The sequence below is a fragment of the Brevundimonas sp. FV1ye7S genome (genome assembly GCF_058680995.1).
In genome coordinates, this window is the sequence record NZ_CM178726.1 from 1,961,240 (window position 1) to 1,977,121 (window position 15,882).

The following is a 15,882-nucleotide window of genomic DNA, read 5'->3' on the forward strand; positions in this document are numbered from 1 at the left end:
GAGCGGCGAAAGTGCGGCCTCAGACCGGATGGGCGTCGCGCCCCACCGTCGCCGAAGCCGCCAGGGCCTGGGCCAGCCCGCCGTGGGGATGGACCCAGTCCGGTGCGATCTCCGCAATCGGCCCCATCACGAAGCGGCGCTCGGCCGCGCGTGGGTGCGGCAGGATCAGCCCGTCCAGGTCCCCGCTCAGTCGACCATAGGCGATCAGGTCCAGATCCAGCGTGCGCGGGGCGTTGCGGACCGACCGCTGACGGCCGAAGACATCCTCGATCCGCCCCAGGGCCGCCATCAGCGCGTGGGGGTCATGGCGCGTGGCGACAATGACCACCCCGTTCAGGAACGGCGGGTCCTGCGGATCGGGCCAGGCCATGGACGACCACCACGACGATCGCGCCACCACATCGACGCCCTCGCTGCGAAAACGCGCCAAGGCGGCCTCCAGCGCCTCGCGGCAGGAGGCCCAGACCCCCTTGTCATTGCAGCCCAGCGCCACGATGACTGCAGCGTCCAGATCGGGCGCGCCGTCGATTCCCACATCGACTGCAGCGTCCGGCCGGGCGCCATTTTCTTCATTTCTTTTGACGGCCTCGACCATGTTTCATTCCACCGACCGCCTGGCGATCTTCATCGACGGCTCGAACCTGTATTCCGCCGCCCGCGCCTTGCAGCACGATATGGACTTCAAGCGGATGCTGGACTGGTTCCGCGAGAAATCCGTCCTGACGCGCGCCTATTATTACACGGCGGTGGTCGAGGGCGAAGAGTTCTCGCCGGTGAAGCCTCTGGTGGACTGGCTGGACTACAACGGCTTTTCGGTCGTGACCAAGCCGGTGAAGCGCTTCACCGACGGCCAGGGCCACAGCCGGATCAAGGGAAATATGGATATCGAGATCGCGGTGGACATGCTGGAACTGGCCCCCCGCCTGGATCACGCCGTGCTGTTTTCCGGCGACGGGGACTTTCGGCGACTGGTGCAGGCGGTGCAGGCGCAAGGCGTGCGCGTCACTGTCGTCTCGACCCAGAAGACCCAGCCGCCGCATATCGCCGACGAACTGCGTCGCCAGGCCGACGCCTTCCTTGATCTGAACGACCTGATGGCCGAGTTCGGCCGTCCCAAGACGGGCGCCGGTCAATGAGCCTGAGACCCGAGCCCCCCCGAGACTGCCCCCTGTGCCCGCGCCTGGTCGAGTATCGCCAGGAGAACGCCCGCCAGAACCCCGACTGGTGGAACGGCCCCGCCCCGTCCTTCGGCGATCCGAACGCCCGGCTGCTGGTCGCGGGTCTCGCGCCCGGCCGCACCGGCGCCAATCGCACGGGGCGGCCCTTCACCGGCGATCACGCCGGCTGGCTGCTGTACGACACCCTGAAAAAGGCCGGCTTCGCCCAGGGCCACTATGATCCGAACGGCGACGACGACCTGACGCTGGTGGACTGCATGATCACCAACGCGGTCCGCTGCGCCCCGCCCGGCAACAAGCCGCTGCCGGTCGAAGAGACGACCTGCCGCCCCTTCCTGATCGACCGCCTGGCCTTGCTGCCCAATCTGAAGGTCATCGTGACCCTGGGCGACGTCTCTCGCCGCAACATCCTGAAGGCGTTCGGCCGGCCGGCCTCGGCCATGCCGGCCGGCCATGGCGCCGAGGGTGAGGCCGGCGGATACGTCATCCTGAACTCGTATCACTGCTCCCGATTGAACACGAACACCGGCCGGCTGACCCCGGCCATGTTCGAGGCGGTGTTTGACCGGGCGCGCGAGATCATCGCCCGCTAACCCTCTACTGTTGCGTGCGTGTCGCACGACTCTGCCATGCTGAAATAAGGCGGAACAGAGGCGAGCGTTCGGCGTTCGTCTCCCAGCGGGAGGCTGGACGATGCGACGCACTGACGGATTATTCACGCGACGCGAGCGCAGGATCGCGATCCTGGCCGCGGTCCTCGTGATTGTGATCACGGCCCTGGCCCTGATCTCAGGCGGCCTTTTCCATCCGTCCACAGGGACCGGAGGCGCGGGCGGCTATGGTTTCGCCGATCTGCCGGGCGTCACGGACGCCCGGCCGCTGGGGTAGCGCTCGGACCTCAGCCCTTGTCGCGCATCAGACGGGCCTTGTCGCGCTGCCAGTCCCGTTCGGCCGAGGCCTCGCGCTTGTCGTGCAGCTTCTTGCCCTTGGCCAGGGCGATCTCCAGCTTCGCCTTGCCCGCGTCGTTCAGATACAGCTTCAGCGGAATGATCGTCTGACCGTCGCGCTGCACCGCCCCGATCAACCGGTCGATCTGCTTCCTGTGCAGCAGCAGTTTGCGTGGTCGGCGCGGCTCGTGATTGAAGCGGTTGGCCTGCTTGTACGGCGGGATGTCGGCGTTGATCAGGACGATCTCGCGCCCCTCCACCGCCGCATAGCTTTCGGCGATATTGGCCCGTCCGTCCCGCAGCGCCTTGATCTCGGTGCCGAGCAGTTGAATGCCCGCCTCGATATTGTCCTCTAGGAAATAGTCGAACCGCGCGCGGCGGTTCTCGGCGATGACCTTGGACTTCGGCTGCGGCTGCGGCGCCATCAGACGACGCCCGCATCCGCCATGGCGCGGTCGATCAGCGGCTTGACCCCTTCCGACGTCGGCGACAACGGCAGCCGCGCCTCCTCGCTGCACAGGCCCAACCGGGCCAGGGCGTATTTGGTCGGAGCCGGAGAATTGTCAAGGAACAGCGCCTTGCACAGGCCGATCAGTCGATTCTGCCAGTCGCGGGCGGTGGCGTAATCGCCGGCCGCCGCCGCATTGTGCAGGGCGACCATGGCCTCGGGCGCGACATTGGACGCCACCGAGATCAGTCCGACCCCGCCACAGGCGTGATAACCCAGATAGCTGGAATCATCGCCCGAGATCAGGTCGAATTGGCCGTCGATATTGGCGCGCATCCAGCTGACCCGGCTCATGTCGCCGGTGGCGTCCTTGACGCCGACGATGTTCGGATGGGCCGCCAGCCGCGCTACCGTCTCATTGGCCAGATCGACTCCCGTACGCGACGGGACGTTGTAGAGCAGGATCGGCAGCTGAACGGCGTCGGCGATAGCCTCGAAATGCGCCGCCATGCCCGCCTGCGAGGGGCGGATATAATAGGGGGTGACGATCAACGCCCCATCCGCACCCACCGCCTTGGCGTGCCGGGTCAGGTCGATGGCTTCCTTGGTGTAGGGCGATCCGGTTCCAGCAATGACGCTGACGCGTCCCGCCACCAGCCGTACGCACAGGTCGATCACATGCTTGTGCTCGTCCAGGTCCATGCTGGCGCCCTCGCCCGTCGTGCCGACGGGCACCAGCCCGTCGACGCCTGCGGCGATCTGTCTTTCGATGAGCGTGGCGAATGCGGCTTCGTCCACGTTTCCGTCATGAAGTGGTGTGATCAGGGCGGTGATCACGCCCTTGAACAAGGGGGCGGTCATGGGACTAGCTAGCCTGCGTGGGGAGGGGCGATGGACGGATGTCCAGAACCTCTGTCTTGAGAGCGCGGGACGTTAGGTCGCCAGCGGCCTCGCCGCAACCGGGATGAATGAGAACAGGAAATATCATGATCGCGACCAGTCTGGCTGCGGCCCTCGCCGTCATCGCCCCGACCCCGCAGGACGCCCTTCCCGGCCAACCTGTTCCCTATTCCGCCGTTTCACAATCCGTGCCGGGTTACAGCCCCACCTATCAGGGCCGCGTGCTCGATGACCAGGACACGGCCCTGTTCCGTCAGGGCCTGGCGGCGGCGCGGGCGCGCGACATCCCCGGCGCCCAGGCTGCGATCTCGCAGATGCGCGACCCCACGGCGCGCAAGCTGATCGAGTGGGCCCTGATCGACACCTCGGGCGAACAACTCTCCTACGCCGAACTCGCCCAGGCCCAGACGGCCTTGAAGGACTGGCCGCGCGCCGAATCACGTCGCGCCGCCGCAGAATCGGTTCTGGACCGCGTCGGCGCCACGCCGGACGCCGTCATGGCCCTCTTCTCCGACCACCCGCCCGAAACCGTACAAGGCGCCATCGCCAACGCCTCGGCGCTCGAACAGCGCGGACGTCACCGCGAGGCCCGCGCCCTGATTCGCGACTGGTGGCGGACCCGATCCTTCGACGCCGAGCCGCAATCGCGCATCCTCGCGCGCTGGGGCGGGGAACTGACCCCGGCCGATCACGAGGCGCGACTGAACATGCTGTTGCTCGGTCCGCACGGCCCGGCGACGCGCGCCATGCTCGATCTAGTCTCGCCGGAACGGGCGGCCGTCGCCAATGCGGTCATGAGCCTGCGCACCGCCTACAGCCCGGACGCCGTGGTCGCCGCCCTGACGCCCGCCCAGGCCGCCGATCCGGCGGTGACGCTGGAACGGGTGCGCATCCTGCGCTCTCAGAACCGCCAGTCGGAAGCCTTCCCCCTGCTGGCCAACCTGCCGCCCGCCCCGGCTCATACCGCAGGCGACAACACCCTGTGGACCGAGCGCCGCAACTATTACCTCGACGCCCTGCAACAGGGGAATTGGCGCGCCGCCTATGACGCCATGAACGGCCACGGCTTCACCTCCGGCGACCGGATGGTGGACGCGGAGTTCTTCGCCGGCTGGGTCGCCCTGACCAAGCTGAACCAGCCCGAGGTCGCCGCCCGCCATTTCGAGGCCCTGCGCACCGCCTCCTCCACCCCGATCACCCAGGGTCGGGCCTATTACTGGCTGGGCCGGGCGGCCGAGGCGCGGGGCGAGCGCGACGCCGCACTCGGCTATTACCGCAACGGCGCCCAGCATTGGCAGACCTTCTACGGCCAACTGGCGGCCGAGAAAGCCGGGATGACCACCCTGACCCTGCCCGGCGAACCGGCCCCGACCCAGGCCGACGTCGCCCGGTTCGAATCCAACGAGCTCGTCCGCGCCACGCGAATCCTGGGCGAGACCGGCGAGACCAGCCTGCTGCGGGTCTTCGCCTATCAGCTCGACAACGACCTGCCGACCATCGAGGATCTGGCCCTGCTGATGGACCTGACCCGCAGCTATGGCGAAGGCTTCACCGCCATGATGGTCGGCCGCGCCGCCAGCCAGCGCGGCTTCGTCCTGCCCGAACGCATGTACCCCGTGCGCGTCCCGCCCCAGGTCGCCGGCGCCGCGCCGCTGGAATTCACCCAGGCCATCACCCGCCAGGAATCCAGCTTCGACCCGCGCGCCCGCTCCGGCGCCGATGCGCGCGGCATGATGCAGTTCCTGCCCGCCACGGGTTCGGGCGTCGCCCGTCGTCTGGGCATGGGCTTCTCGGCCGAACAGCTGTGGGATCCGGACTACAACATGACCCTGGGCAGCTATCACCTGGGCGAGCTTATGGCGGCCAACAACGGCTCCATGCTGCTGGCGACGGTCGGCTACAACGCCGGCCCGGCCCGTCCGAGCCAGTGGATCGCCCGCTGTGGCGACCCCCGCGGCGATTCCAATGCGGCCATCGACTTCATCGAATGCGCGCCCTTCACCGAGACGCGCAACTATATGATGCGGGTGATGGAGAATATGGCGGTCTACAAGGCCCGGCTGAACGGGGGATCGGCCCCGCTGACGACCTCGGCCGACATCGCCCGCGGCGCGGCCGCCGGTCCCCGTCCCTACGCCGCCTACTGAGCCCGGCGGGCCGCCAGCAGCGGCCCGTCCGGCCCCTCGATCCAGGTCCCGTCCAGGCCGAAGACCTGGCGCAACACGGGTTGCGCCAGGGCGTCCAGGGGCGCGGCGTCGGCGACGATGCGTCCGCCGTCCAGCACGACCACCCGGTCCGCAAAGGCGGCGGCCAGGGTCAGGTCATGCAGGCTGACCAGCACCCCGGCGGCGGCTCTAGACCGCGCCCGCAGTTGTTCCAGCACCAGCCGCTGAGCGTCCGGGTCCAGACCCGCCGTCGGCTCGTCGGCCAGCAGAAGCGGCGCATCGACCACCAGAGCCCGCGCCAGCAGAACCCGCGCCCGCTCGCCGCCCGACATTTCGGCCACCCCTCGATCCGCCAGATGGCCCGCCCCGACGGCGAGCAGCGCTTCCTTGGCCCGATCCAGAGCCGCCTCTCCCGCCAGGAAGGGCGCGCCCAGGGCGGCCACCTCCACCGCAGGCAGATTCCAGGCGATCCGCCGCTCCTGCGGCAGATAGGACAGGCGTTCGGCTCTCTGACGCGGCGATAGACGGCCGATGTCGTCGTCGCCCAGTCGCACCGCGCCGCTTTCTGCCGCCAGCAGTCCCCCCGCCGCTCGGATGACGCTGCTCTTGCCCGCCCCGTTCGGGCCGCAAAGGGCCACGACCTCGCCGGCCGAGACGGTCAGGCTGACCCCGTCCAGCACCCGCTCGCGCCCGATCTTGGCCCGGACGGCGTTCAACGACAACAGGCTCACAGCCGCCACTCCCGCGCCGCGCGCCAGGCGATCAAGGCGAACAGGGGCGCGCCGATCAGGGCGGTGAACACCCCCAGCTTCAGTTCCTGATCCGTGGGCGTCAACCGCGCCAGCAGGTCGGCGACCACCAGCGTCAAGCCGCCCGCCAGGGCCGAGGGCGCCAGGATCCGCCCCGGATCGCCCCGCACCGCCGCCCGCACCAGATGGGGCGCCGCCAGACCGACGAAGCCGATCACGCCGGCCACGGCCACCGCCGCCCCCGTCGCCACCGCCGCCGCGACCAGAGCCAAGGCGCGAACCCGCCCCATGGACAGACCCGACGCAGCCGCCGCCTCGTCGCCCAGGGTCAGCATCCGCAGCCCTCCCGCCGACAGGCCGGCGAAGACCGCCGCGACGACCACCGCCGGCGTGACCCAGGCCACATCGACCCAGCTGCGGTTCTGCACCGACCCCAGCAGCCAGGACATCACCTCGGCCTGGGCGATGGGCGACGGCGACAGGTTGAAGATCAAGGCCGTGGCCGCCCCGGCGAAACTGGACAGGGCCACGCCGAACAGGATCAGAGCCTCCGGCGCCCGCATCAGGCCCGAGGCGACGATCAGCAGACCGCCCGCCGCCGCCGCCCCCAACAGGGCGGACATCTCGACCACGCCCGCCACCCCGGCGCCGCCCAGGACAATGGCCAGGGCCGCCCCCAGGGCCGCTGTCGCCGACACCCCCAGAACGCCGGGATCGGCCAGCGGATTGCGCAACAATCCCTGCATCACCGCCCCGGCCAGACCGAGTGCGGCGCCGACCGCCAGGGCGCAGACCGCGCGCGGCGCGCGCACCTGCCACAGGACCACCCATGGACCGGACGACGGATCGCTGAAGGCCGCCGCATACTGGGCGGCGTCAAAGGGCGTCTCGCCGATCATCACAGCCGCCGCCAGGGCCGCGAGGATGAGCAGTCCCAGGATCAGGCAAAGCCTCAACATCCGGCTCATGGCCGCCCTCTCGCCATCATCTCGACCCCGTCGGCCGCGAACCAGGCCGGACAGGTCAGCACCGCCGCCGGCAGTTTCGCCGCCGTCCGTCCCTGGGCTGCGCGCCGGACCACCGGATGCCGGCCCGGTCCGCGCCAGTCGGCCCGCAACTGATCGAAGAAGCCCAGTACGAACCGGATCGGCGGCTCCATCGCAATCCGCTCGACGCTGATGGCGCCGAACCCCGGCGCCGCCGTCAGATTGCGAAACCCGGCGGCCCGGATCATCGCATCCATCAGGGTGCCGGGTCCGGAGGTGAACCCGCCCGAGGTCAGATAGACCGCGCCCGGCCGGGGGCGGTCCGGCGCCGCCGCCCGGTCAAGTTTGGCCTGCATGGCCCGCTCCAGCCGTGCGCCGCGTTCCACCTGGCCCAATTCCCGGGCCGCCGTGCGGATATTGGCGCGGACCCCGTCCATATCGGTCGCGTCCGCAATGGTGACCACCGTGACGCCCCGTGTTTGCAGAAAGCTCAGCAGCCTGGGCTCCCCGCCCCAGTAGCGCACGACCACATCCGGCCTGAACCCCACGGCCGCCTCCAGCGTCGGCCGCAGACGCCTGTGGCCCGCCGCTTCGCGCCTTAACCAGGCGTCGGGATCGTCGGCGCGCGGCGACAGGGCCAGATCGGCGTCCGGGGCCAGGGCCAGCACGTACTGGTCGGCGCACTGGTCCAAGGCCATGACCCGCAAAGGACGCGCCTGCGCGCCCTGGGCGACGGCGACGGCCATGGCCGCGACCGCCGCCGCCAGCCCCCAAGCACGGTTCACGATTTCAGCAGGCCGGAAAAGACGGCGTCCAGGGTGGTCTTCACCAACACCTCGCGCTCCGCCCAAGGGAAATAGGGTTTGGTGATCATCAGGGAGACGACGCCATGGGCCGAGGCCCAGATCGATTGGGCGATCGTGCGGGGATCCCCTTCCATCCGCCCTGCGGCCACGGTTTCACCGACCAGGGTCTCGAAGGCCGCGAAGACCCCCGCCCCCAGTTCCTGCGACAGGCTCTGGGCGCCGTCCCGGGCCTCGACGGGGCGGGTCAGATAGATCAGGCGATAGGCGTTCGGATTGGCGAATCCGAAATCGACGTAGACCTCGATCATGCGCCGAAGGCGAACCTCGGGCGGACCATCGAGGGCGGACAGGGATTCAGCCGCCGAGATCAGCTCACCGAACGCGTGGCGGCAGATTTCCTGCAGGATCGCGCCCTTGTCGGAGAAATGCATATAGAGGGCGGTCGAAGACAGGCCGACCTCGTCGGCGATCTTGCGGATCGTCGCCCCTTCATAGCCGTACTCGACGAAGATGCGTTCGGCCGCAGCGAGGATCTCGCCACGCCGTGAATGGCCCTCGCCCTTGGGTTTGCGACTGGAACGCGAGGATGGCGAAACGACGGGCAACGGCGACTCCGGATCTGTCCCGCACTGAATAGCGACAATCTGTCATCGACGCCAATCGCCGCCTCGAAGAACGAGGTTGCGCGAAATGCGTATTTCTAGTTGTGTTGCGCCGGGCGCAGGGGCGAACGGACATGACGACGAGGGATGCGGCGCAAACCGGCGCGGCGCGGCGAATGCCGACCTTGGGGCAGGCGATCATGGTCGCGAGCCTGGCGACGGCGCTTGTGGCCGCAGGAATCGTCTGGCCCCGCTCGACGCTTTCGGCGTCGTTCATCGGGATTCAGATGGGCTTCGTCGCCTCGGCCCTGTGGCGCGCGGCCCTGGTCATCGCCAGTCTTCGTCCTACCCCGTCGTCGCCCAAACCCTCCCGGTGGCCGCGTTACACAATTCTGGCCGCCCTTCATGACGAGGCGGCCGTCGTGCCCCAGCTTATCCAGCGCCTGTCGAAAATCGACTATCCGCGGCGCCAGCTCGAAGGTTTTCTCGTGCTGGAAGCCCATGATCAGGCCACCATAAATGCGGCGAAGGCCGCGCGCCGGCCGAGCTGGCTCCGGATCCTCGTGGTCCCGCCGGGCGCTCCGCAGACCAAACCCCGCGCGCTGAACCACGCCCTGGCTTTCGCGACAGGCGAGCTCCTGACCATCTATGACGCCGAGGACGAACCGGATCCCGGCCAATTGCGCGAGGCGGCCTCACGTTTCGCCGGCCAGCCGCGATTGGGTTGCCTTCAGGCCCCCCTGCGGATTCGCCGGCGCAACGCCGAACTCTCGACCTTCCTCGACCGCCAGTTCGCCTTCGAATACGCCGCCCTGTTCGAGGTCAATCTTCCCGGCATGGCGAAGCTGAACCTGCCCTTCCCCCTGGGGGGCACCAGCAATCACCTGCGAACCGCCGCCCTTCGTCGGGTCGGGGGCTGGGACGCCTACAACGTCACGGAAGACGCCGATCTGGGCTTCAGGCTCTGGTCCGCGGGATGGCGGCTGGGGGTGCTCGAAAGCCCGACCTGGGAAGCCCCGCCGGGGGCGCTGGAACGCTGGCTGCCGCAACGCACCCGTTGGCTGAAAGGCTATATGCAGACCTGGGGCGTCCACACGCGGACGCCTCTGGCCCTGGGTCCGCGCGGCCAGCTGTCGCTGGTCATGACGCTGGGCGCGGCCATCGTCTCGGCCGCTTCCCACGCGCCCACCTTGGCCTGGCTCATTGTGGCCCTGATGGTCGCCCTGAACATCGGCATGGCTCCAGTCGTGCCTTTGGCCTCCTTCGCCGTCCTGGCCGTGGGCGTCATCGCCGCCTGGATGGGCTGTGCGGTGGGCGCAAAACGGGCCGGGCAGGACTACAGGCTGACCGACATGTTGGCCGCGCCCGCCTATTGGTCCCTGCTCAGCCTGGCCTTCATCCATGCCCTTTGGCGGCTGATCGTCGCCCCCTATGCGTGGGACAAGACGGCCCACGACGCCGAGATCGACGCCGAATGCACGTCCGTGATGACGGTGGACGCTGGACGCGAGGCCGCCTGACCGCCTATCAGCCGCACGATGGCGCCCCTGCTCTCCCCCACCCCCGAAACCCTCGTGACCCGCGGCTGGTCGGACTACGCCCTGTTGGACAGTGGCGACGGCAAGAAGCTGGAGCGCTACGGCCGCTACACCGTGGTCCGCCCCGAGCCCCAGTGTTTCTGGTCCCCGCGCGATCCGACCGCCTTTGACAAGGCCACGGCCACCTTCGATCCCCAGCAGGAGGAGGAAGACTCCGGCCGCTGGCGGTTCGACCAGCACGGCCCCGTCGACGCCTTCCCCCTGAAATGGCGCGACGTGAAATTCACCGGCCGCTTCACCCCCTTCCGCCACCTGGCCTTCTTCCCCGAACAGGCCGCCAACTGGGAATGGCTGGACAACCGCGTGCGCAGCTTCTCTCGCGAAGCCGGCAGAGCCCCTAAGATCCTCAACCTGTTCGGTTACACCGGCGTCGCCAGCCTGGCCGCCGCCGCCGCCGGGGCCGAGGTCACCCACGTCGACGCCTCGAAGAAATCGGTCGCCTACGCCCGCGAGAACGCCGAACAGTCCGGCCTGTCCCAGCACCCGATCCGCTGGATCGTCGAAGACGCCCGCAAATATGTCGCCCGCGAGGTTCGTCGCGGCTCCAAGTACGACGGCATTATCCTCGACCCGCCCAAATACGGGCGCGGCCCGACCGGCGAGGTCTGGCGCCTGTTCGAGGACATGCCGCTACTGCTGAAGGACTGCGCCGCCCTGCTGGCCGACGACGCCGACTTCCTGTTGCTGAACGCCTATGCCGCCCGCGTCTCGGGCCTGTCCCTGGCCCATCTGATGGCCGAGGCGACCCATGATCGCGGCGGCCGCATCGACTGGGGCGAACTGGCCCTGTCCGAGGACGGGCCGGACGCCCGCGCCATCGGCCTGTCCTTCTTCGCGCGGTGGAGCCGATGAGCGCCCGAGACGAATATCGCGTCATCACCTCCCTGACGAACGACACGATCAAGAGCGTCCGCGCCCTGCACATGCGCAAGGAACGCGACCTCACCGGCGCCTTCCTGGCCGAAGGTCTGAAATTCATCGGCGAGGCCCTGGACCTGGGTCGCGCGCCGCGCATGCTGCTGGTCGGCGAGGAGGCCCGACCCCATCCCCTGCTGGACCGGGCCAAGGCCGAGACGCGCAAGGCCGGCGGCGACATCATCATCGTCACCCACGCCATCCTCGAAAAGATCAGCCGTCGCGACAATCCCCAGACCGTGCTGGGCGTGTTCGATCAGGCCTATGCCCCGCTGGACAGCCTGGATCCGGCCTCGGCGCCCTGCTGGGTGGCCCTGGAACAGGTGCGCGATCCCGGCAATCTGGGCACCATCATCCGCACCGCCGACGCGGCCGGCTGCGGCGGCGTCATCCTGATCGGCGACTGCGTCGATCCCTATTCGGTCGAGGCCGTTCGCGCGACCATGGGCTCGGTCTTCGCCGTCTCGATCACCAGGACCGACCCCGAGGCCTTCCTGGCCTGGCGCAAGACCTGGCCCGGCAGCGTCGTCGGCACCCGCCTGGACGCGACCGTCAGCCACCGCTCTGCAGTGATGCAAAAGCCGTCGCTGATCCTGATGGGCAATGAACAGGCGGGCCTGACCGACCAACTGGCCGCCGCCTGCGACGTCAACGTCAAGATCCCGATGCGCGGCCGGGCCGACAGCCTGAACCTGGCCATCGCCACGGGCATCATGGTCTACGCCGCCACGGACGAGGCTTAAAGCTCGGTCTCCGGGCTGACCCGTCCCATGCCCCACAGGGCCAGGATGGTCACCACCGCCGACAGGGCCAGATAACCGCCGACCGCAGCCAGCCCATAGTTTCGCGCCAGCCAGGTCGCCAGATAGGGCGCCAGCGACGCCCCCACGATCCCCGCCAGATTGAAGGCCATGGACGCCCCCGTATAGCGGACCGTCGTCGGGAAGGGCCGCGCCATGGCCGCGCCTATGGGGCCATAGGTGCAGCCCATCAGGGCGAAGCCCAGGGCAAAGAAGATCAGCAGCCCCGTCAGGCCCGCTCCGAACAGGGGCGCGAACAGGCCGCCGAACAGGGCGATGCCGACCGATGAAGCGATCAGCACCTTCACCTGCCCGTACCGGTCCGCCAGCAGGGCCGTCACCGGGATGAAGGCGGCGAAGAACAGCACCCCGATCAACTGGACCGGCAGGATGTCCGCCCGCTCATATCCCATGCCCGTCGTGGCCCAGCCCAGGGCGAAGACGGTCATCAGATAGAACAGCGAGAAGGTCGTCACCCCGCTGAATGTCCCCAGAAACAGCGCCATCTTGTGATGAGCGAACAGGGTGACGGCCGGCGCCTTGACCCGCTCGTTGCGATCCACCGCCTTCTGGAACTCGGGCGTCTCGGTGATCTTCAACCGCACCCAGAGACCGACGAACACCAGGATGGCGCTGGCCAGGAAGGGGATGCGCCACCCCCAGGCCTCGAACTGGGTCTCGCTCATGGTCGAGGTCAGGACGATGAAGGAGGCGGTCGACAGGATGAATCCGATCGGCGCGCCCAGCTGCGGGAACATGCCGAACCAGGCCTTCTTGCCCGGAGGGGCGTTCTCGGTCGCCAGCAGCACCGCCCCGCCCCATTCGCCGCCCAGACCCAGTCCCTGTCCGAACCGGCACAGGGCCAGCAACAGGGGCGCGATCACCCCGACCGCCGCATGGGTCGGCAGCAGGCCGATGGCCACGGTCGACAGGCCCATGGTCATCAGGGCCGCCACCAGCGTCGCCTTGCGCCCGACCCGGTCCCCGAAATGCCCGAAGGCCAGGGCGCCGACCGGCCGCGCGAAGAAGGCGATTGAGAAGGTGGCGAAGGACGACAGCATGGCCGTCGTCGGATCGGCGCCGGGGAAGAACAGCCGCGGAAACACCAGCACCGCCGCCGTGGCGTAGATGTAGAAGTCGTAGAATTCGATCGTGGTGCCGATCAGGCTGGCGAAAAGAACCCGCCCCTTCCGAGCGGTCGGCGAAACAATCTTTGCGTCAGACACGGTGAAATCCTGCTTGGGAGCAAAGCCAATGCTTTGCCCGTCCCGCGCGGTCAAGTCCGGCGCTCAGGTGCCGCGCGGCTTGACCCGGTTGGTGGGCTGGGCCTCGGCCGGGTTCTCGGGCCAGGGATGGCGCGGATAACGGCCCCGCATGTCCGACCGCACCCCCGCCCAGGACCCGGCCCAGAAACCCGGCAGATCCTTCGTCACCTGTACCGGCCGCCGCGCCGGGGACAGCAGCGACAGGGTCAGGGGAACCCTTCCGCCGCCGACGGTCGGATGGGTGACGACGCCGAACAGCTCCTGCACGCGGATCTCCACGCGCGGCCCGCCTTCGGCGCCATAGTCGATCCCCGCCGACCCCAGGGGCGTGTCCAGCCGATTGGGCGCCAACTCATCCAGCTTGCGCTGCAAATCCCAGGGAACCAGCCCCCGCAGCGCCTCGGCCAATCGACCGTCGCTGATCGTTTCCAGCGACTTCGCCCCATCCAACACCGGCCACAGCCAGTCCGCCCGCGTCTCCAGCAAAGCTGCGTCCGAAACGTCCGGCCAGCCAGCATCCAACCCGTGCAGAAAGGCCAGCCGCGCCCGCAACCCCGTCGCGTGCTCGCCCCAACGCAGGGCGCCCAGCCCCTCGGCCTCGATCTCGGCGCGCAAGGCCGCCGTCATGGTCTTGGCGTCGGGCGCCCCGATCACCTTTTCATCCAGCACCAGGGCCCCGATGCGGCGCGCGCGCCGGATCACCATCCGGCCCGACGGCTCCTTGACCAGCCGATCCTCGATCTCGATCAACCGCCCCAGGTCCGCCTCGATACGCGCGCCGTCCAGCGCCGCCGCCAGCCGCACCCGGTCGCGCGCTTCCCCGCCGCCCAGCTCGGCGACCGCCAACCACGGTTCGCGCGCCAGGTGATCGGTCGCCTCCAACATCGCGCCCCGCCCGCTGGCCAGCAGCAGGTCGCCGGTCTTGCCCCGCGCCTTGGCGATTCGCTCTGGAAAGGCTTCGGCCAGCAGCAGGCCTGGATCGACCGTCTCGCCCGTGCCGCCGCCTGCGGCCCGCGCCCAACGGTCGGCCAACTTCAAGGCGTCCCGCGCGCGCGGCGACCGATCCCGCTCCAACCCGACCAGCCGATCCGCCAGATCGATCCCGTTTCCACCCAGCCCCGGCTCGCTCAGCACCGCCGCGATCCGCGCGCCCGTCATCGCATCGCCCCCGTCCGACGCCACGGCGACCATATGGGCCAACCGCGGCGACAGGGGGATGCGCGTCAGCCGCCGCCCATGCGCCGACAGCCCGCCCTCCGCATCCAGCGCTCCAAGACGGCTCAGCACCTTGCGCGCCTCCGCCATGGCTCCGGCCGGCGGCGGGTCCAGCAGGGCCAACCCTTCGACCGACCGCGCGCCCCACCGCGCCAGATCCAGCGCCAGACCGGTCAGGTCCGCCTCCTGGATCTCCGGCCGTTGATGCGGGACCAGCCCCCGTGTCTGTTCCTCGTCCCACAGGCGATAGCAGACGCCCGGTTCGGTCCGCCCGGCCCGGCCCCGCCTCTGTTCCGCCGACGACCGGCTGACCCGCACAGTCGCCAACCGAGTCAGGCCGCTGGACGGCTCGAACCGGGGCACGCGCGACAGACCGCCGTCCAGCACCACCAGCACCCCGTCGATGGTCAGACTGGTCTCCGCCACCGAGGTCGCCAGAACCAGCTTGCGCCGTCCCGCCGCCGCTGGCTCGATGGCCCGATCCTGTTCCGCCCGGTCCAGCCCTCCGTACAGCGGAACCACATCGACGTTCGGCAGTCGCAGCCGCTCGCTGACGAGCCGCGCTACCCGGTGAATCTCGCCCTGCCCCGGCAGGAAGGCCAGCACCGAGCCGGTCTCTTCGCCCAGCGCCGTCAGACACCCCCGCGCCATCGCCTCTTCGAACCGTTCGGCCGGATTGCGCCCCAGATAGCGGGTCTCGACCGGATAGGCCCGGCCCTCCGCCTCGATCACCGGCGCGCCGTCCAGCAGTCTCGACACCCCCGCCACGTCCAGCGTCGCCGACATGACCAGCAGCCGCAGGTCCTCCCGCAGCACCCCTTGCGTCTCCCGCGCCAGGGCCAGCCCCAGGTCGGCGTCCAGGCTGCGCTCGTGGAATTCGTCGAACAGGACGGCGCCCACCCCCTCCAGACCGGGGTCGTCCAGGATCATCCGGGTGAAGACCCCCTCGGTGATCACCTCGATCCGCGTCTTCGGTCCGATCCGGCTTTGCAGCCGGGTGCGATAGCCGACGGTCCCGCCCGCCGTCTCCCCCAGGGTGCTGGCCATCCGGTCCGCCGCCGCCCGTGCGGCGATACGGCGCGGCTCCAGCACCAGGATCCGCCCGCCGCCCAGCCAGGCCTGATCCAGCAGCGCCAGGGGCACGACCGTCGTCTTGCCGGCGCCCGGCGGCGCGGCCAGAATCGCCGTATTTCCACTCGCGAGGGCGGCCTGCAGGGGTTCGAGAACAGCGTGGATCGGCAACATCACCCGCCTCTAACCCGATGCGCCCCCGATGCGCCACCGATGCGCGGTGATCACGAAAGCGTC

At 69.3% G+C, this 15,882-nt stretch carries 16 protein-coding genes; 7 read left to right on the top strand and 9 right to left on the bottom strand.

The features are described 5' to 3' along the window. Positions 1-19: 19 nt before the first annotated feature. Positions 20-595, bottom strand: a complete 576-nt coding sequence (gene folK / locus ACW18C_RS09480) for a 2-amino-4-hydroxy-6-hydroxymethyldihydropteridine diphosphokinase (RefSeq protein WP_492070628.1) — start codon at positions 593-595, stop codon at positions 20-22. Here folK and ACW18C_RS09485 point away from each other — a divergent pair. From ACW18C_RS09485 to ACW18C_RS09495, 3 genes are all read left to right on the top strand, one after another. Then, entirely contained in the window at positions 594-1,136 is a 543-nt protein-coding gene (locus ACW18C_RS09485; protein ID WP_292148436.1) for a LabA-like NYN domain-containing protein, read from the top strand. The genes folK and ACW18C_RS09485 overlap by 2 nt on opposite strands. Beyond that, complete coding sequence (locus tag ACW18C_RS09490) at positions 1,133-1,771, top strand: uracil-DNA glycosylase (RefSeq protein ID WP_492070629.1); 639 nt, start codon at positions 1,133-1,135, stop codon at positions 1,769-1,771. Before ACW18C_RS09485 ends, ACW18C_RS09490 begins: the two co-directional genes overlap by 4 nt. Before the next feature lie 100 nt (positions 1,772-1,871). Next, positions 1,872-2,066 carry a hypothetical protein gene (locus ACW18C_RS09495; RefSeq protein WP_492070631.1) on the top strand — a complete coding sequence of 65 codons (195 nt, stop codon included), beginning with the start codon at positions 1,872-1,874 and terminating at the stop codon, positions 2,064-2,066. A 10-nt stretch (positions 2,067-2,076) separates the two neighbouring features. Here ACW18C_RS09495 and smpB read toward each other — a convergent pair whose 3' ends face one another. Together smpB and dapA are read right to left on the bottom strand one after the other, a co-directional pair. Next, a complete protein-coding gene (gene smpB, locus ACW18C_RS09500; RefSeq protein ID WP_492070632.1) occupies positions 2,077-2,550 on the bottom strand; it encodes an SsrA-binding protein SmpB in 474 nt (157 codons plus the stop codon). Further along, the gene (gene dapA, locus ACW18C_RS09505; protein WP_008260157.1) at positions 2,550-3,434 is read right to left on the bottom strand and encodes a 4-hydroxy-tetrahydrodipicolinate synthase; all 885 of its coding nucleotides are present in this window, start codon (positions 3,432-3,434) and stop codon (positions 2,550-2,552) included. Before dapA ends, smpB begins: the two co-directional genes overlap by 1 nt. Before the next feature lie 125 nt (positions 3,435-3,559). Between dapA and ACW18C_RS09510 the strand changes: the two genes are divergently transcribed. Next, positions 3,560-5,620 carry a lytic transglycosylase domain-containing protein gene (locus ACW18C_RS09510; protein WP_492070633.1) on the top strand — a complete coding sequence of 687 codons (2,061 nt, stop codon included), beginning with the start codon at positions 3,560-3,562 and terminating at the stop codon, positions 5,618-5,620. Here the strand turns inward: ACW18C_RS09510 and ACW18C_RS09515 are convergent. From ACW18C_RS09515 to ACW18C_RS09530, 4 genes are read right to left on the bottom strand one after another with little or no spacing between them, the layout of a single operon-like run. Then, a complete protein-coding gene (locus ACW18C_RS09515) occupies positions 5,614-6,369 on the bottom strand; it encodes an ABC transporter ATP-binding protein (protein WP_492070634.1) in 756 nt (251 codons plus the stop codon). The two genes, ACW18C_RS09510 and ACW18C_RS09515, sit on opposite strands and share 7 nt — an antisense overlap. Next, positions 6,366-7,355 (bottom strand): FecCD family ABC transporter permease, encoded by a 990-nt coding sequence (locus tag ACW18C_RS09520; protein WP_492070636.1) that lies wholly within the window; start codon positions 7,353-7,355, stop codon positions 6,366-6,368. Before ACW18C_RS09520 ends, ACW18C_RS09515 begins: the two co-directional genes overlap by 4 nt. Next, positions 7,352-8,158 (bottom strand): ABC transporter substrate-binding protein, encoded by an 807-nt coding sequence (locus tag ACW18C_RS09525; protein ID WP_492070638.1) that lies wholly within the window; start codon positions 8,156-8,158, stop codon positions 7,352-7,354. Before ACW18C_RS09525 ends, ACW18C_RS09520 begins: the two co-directional genes overlap by 4 nt. Then, the gene (locus ACW18C_RS09530) at positions 8,155-8,784 is read right to left on the bottom strand and encodes a TetR/AcrR family transcriptional regulator (protein ID WP_292148429.1); all 630 of its coding nucleotides are present in this window, start codon (positions 8,782-8,784) and stop codon (positions 8,155-8,157) included. The genes ACW18C_RS09525 and ACW18C_RS09530 overlap by 4 nt, the downstream gene beginning before the upstream one ends. 131 nt (positions 8,785-8,915) lie before the next feature. On the opposite strand from ACW18C_RS09530, the gene ACW18C_RS09535 reads away from it, so the two are divergent. From ACW18C_RS09535 to ACW18C_RS09545, 3 genes are read left to right on the top strand one after another with little or no spacing between them, the layout of a single operon-like run. Further along, entirely contained in the window at positions 8,916-10,301 is a 1,386-nt protein-coding gene (locus tag ACW18C_RS09535) for a glycosyltransferase family 2 protein (protein ID WP_492070639.1), read from the top strand. An 18-nt stretch (positions 10,302-10,319) separates the two neighbouring features. Continuing rightward, positions 10,320-11,231 (top strand): RsmD family RNA methyltransferase, encoded by a 912-nt coding sequence (locus tag ACW18C_RS09540; RefSeq protein WP_492070641.1) that lies wholly within the window; start codon positions 10,320-10,322, stop codon positions 11,229-11,231. After that, positions 11,228-12,037, top strand: coding sequence for a TrmH family RNA methyltransferase (locus ACW18C_RS09545; protein ID WP_035309507.1), 810 nt, complete (start codon positions 11,228-11,230; stop codon positions 12,035-12,037). The genes ACW18C_RS09540 and ACW18C_RS09545 overlap by 4 nt, the downstream gene beginning before the upstream one ends. Here ACW18C_RS09545 and ACW18C_RS09550 read toward each other — a convergent pair. Beyond that, entirely contained in the window at positions 12,034-13,320 is a 1,287-nt protein-coding gene (locus tag ACW18C_RS09550) for an MFS transporter (protein ID WP_492070643.1), read from the bottom strand. The two genes, ACW18C_RS09545 and ACW18C_RS09550, sit on opposite strands and share 4 nt — an antisense overlap. A 63-nt stretch (positions 13,321-13,383) precedes the next feature. After that, positions 13,384-15,819, bottom strand: a complete 2,436-nt coding sequence (hrpB, locus tag ACW18C_RS09555) for an ATP-dependent helicase HrpB (RefSeq protein WP_492070644.1) — start codon at positions 15,817-15,819, stop codon at positions 13,384-13,386. Positions 15,820-15,882 lie beyond the last annotated feature (63 nt).

Coding starts and splice junctions, on each gene's coding strand:
- ACW18C_RS09510 (WP_492070633.1), top strand. CDS start 3,560: ATGATCGCGACCAGTCTGGCTGCGGCCCTCGCCGTCATCGCCCCGACC.
- folK (WP_492070628.1), bottom strand. CDS start 595: ATGGTCGAGGCCGTCAAAAGAAATGAAGAAAATGGCGCCCGGCCGGAC.
- ACW18C_RS09495 (WP_492070631.1), top strand. CDS start 1,872: ATGCGACGCACTGACGGATTATTCACGCGACGCGAGCGCAGGATCGCG.
- smpB (WP_492070632.1), bottom strand. CDS start 2,550: ATGGCGCCGCAGCCGCAGCCGAAGTCCAAGGTCATCGCCGAGAACCGC.
- ACW18C_RS09490 (WP_492070629.1), top strand. CDS start 1,133: ATGAGCCTGAGACCCGAGCCCCCCCGAGACTGCCCCCTGTGCCCGCGC.
- ACW18C_RS09545 (WP_035309507.1), top strand. CDS start 11,228: ATGAGCGCCCGAGACGAATATCGCGTCATCACCTCCCTGACGAACGAC.
- ACW18C_RS09535 (WP_492070639.1), top strand. CDS start 8,916: ATGACGACGAGGGATGCGGCGCAAACCGGCGCGGCGCGGCGAATGCCG.
- ACW18C_RS09540 (WP_492070641.1), top strand. CDS start 10,320: ATGGCGCCCCTGCTCTCCCCCACCCCCGAAACCCTCGTGACCCGCGGC.
- ACW18C_RS09520 (WP_492070636.1), bottom strand. CDS start 7,355: ATGAGCCGGATGTTGAGGCTTTGCCTGATCCTGGGACTGCTCATCCTC.
- hrpB (WP_492070644.1), bottom strand. CDS start 15,819: ATGTTGCCGATCCACGCTGTTCTCGAACCCCTGCAGGCCGCCCTCGCG.
- dapA (WP_008260157.1), bottom strand. CDS start 3,434: ATGACCGCCCCCTTGTTCAAGGGCGTGATCACCGCCCTGATCACACCA.
- ACW18C_RS09485 (WP_292148436.1), top strand. CDS start 594: ATGTTTCATTCCACCGACCGCCTGGCGATCTTCATCGACGGCTCGAAC.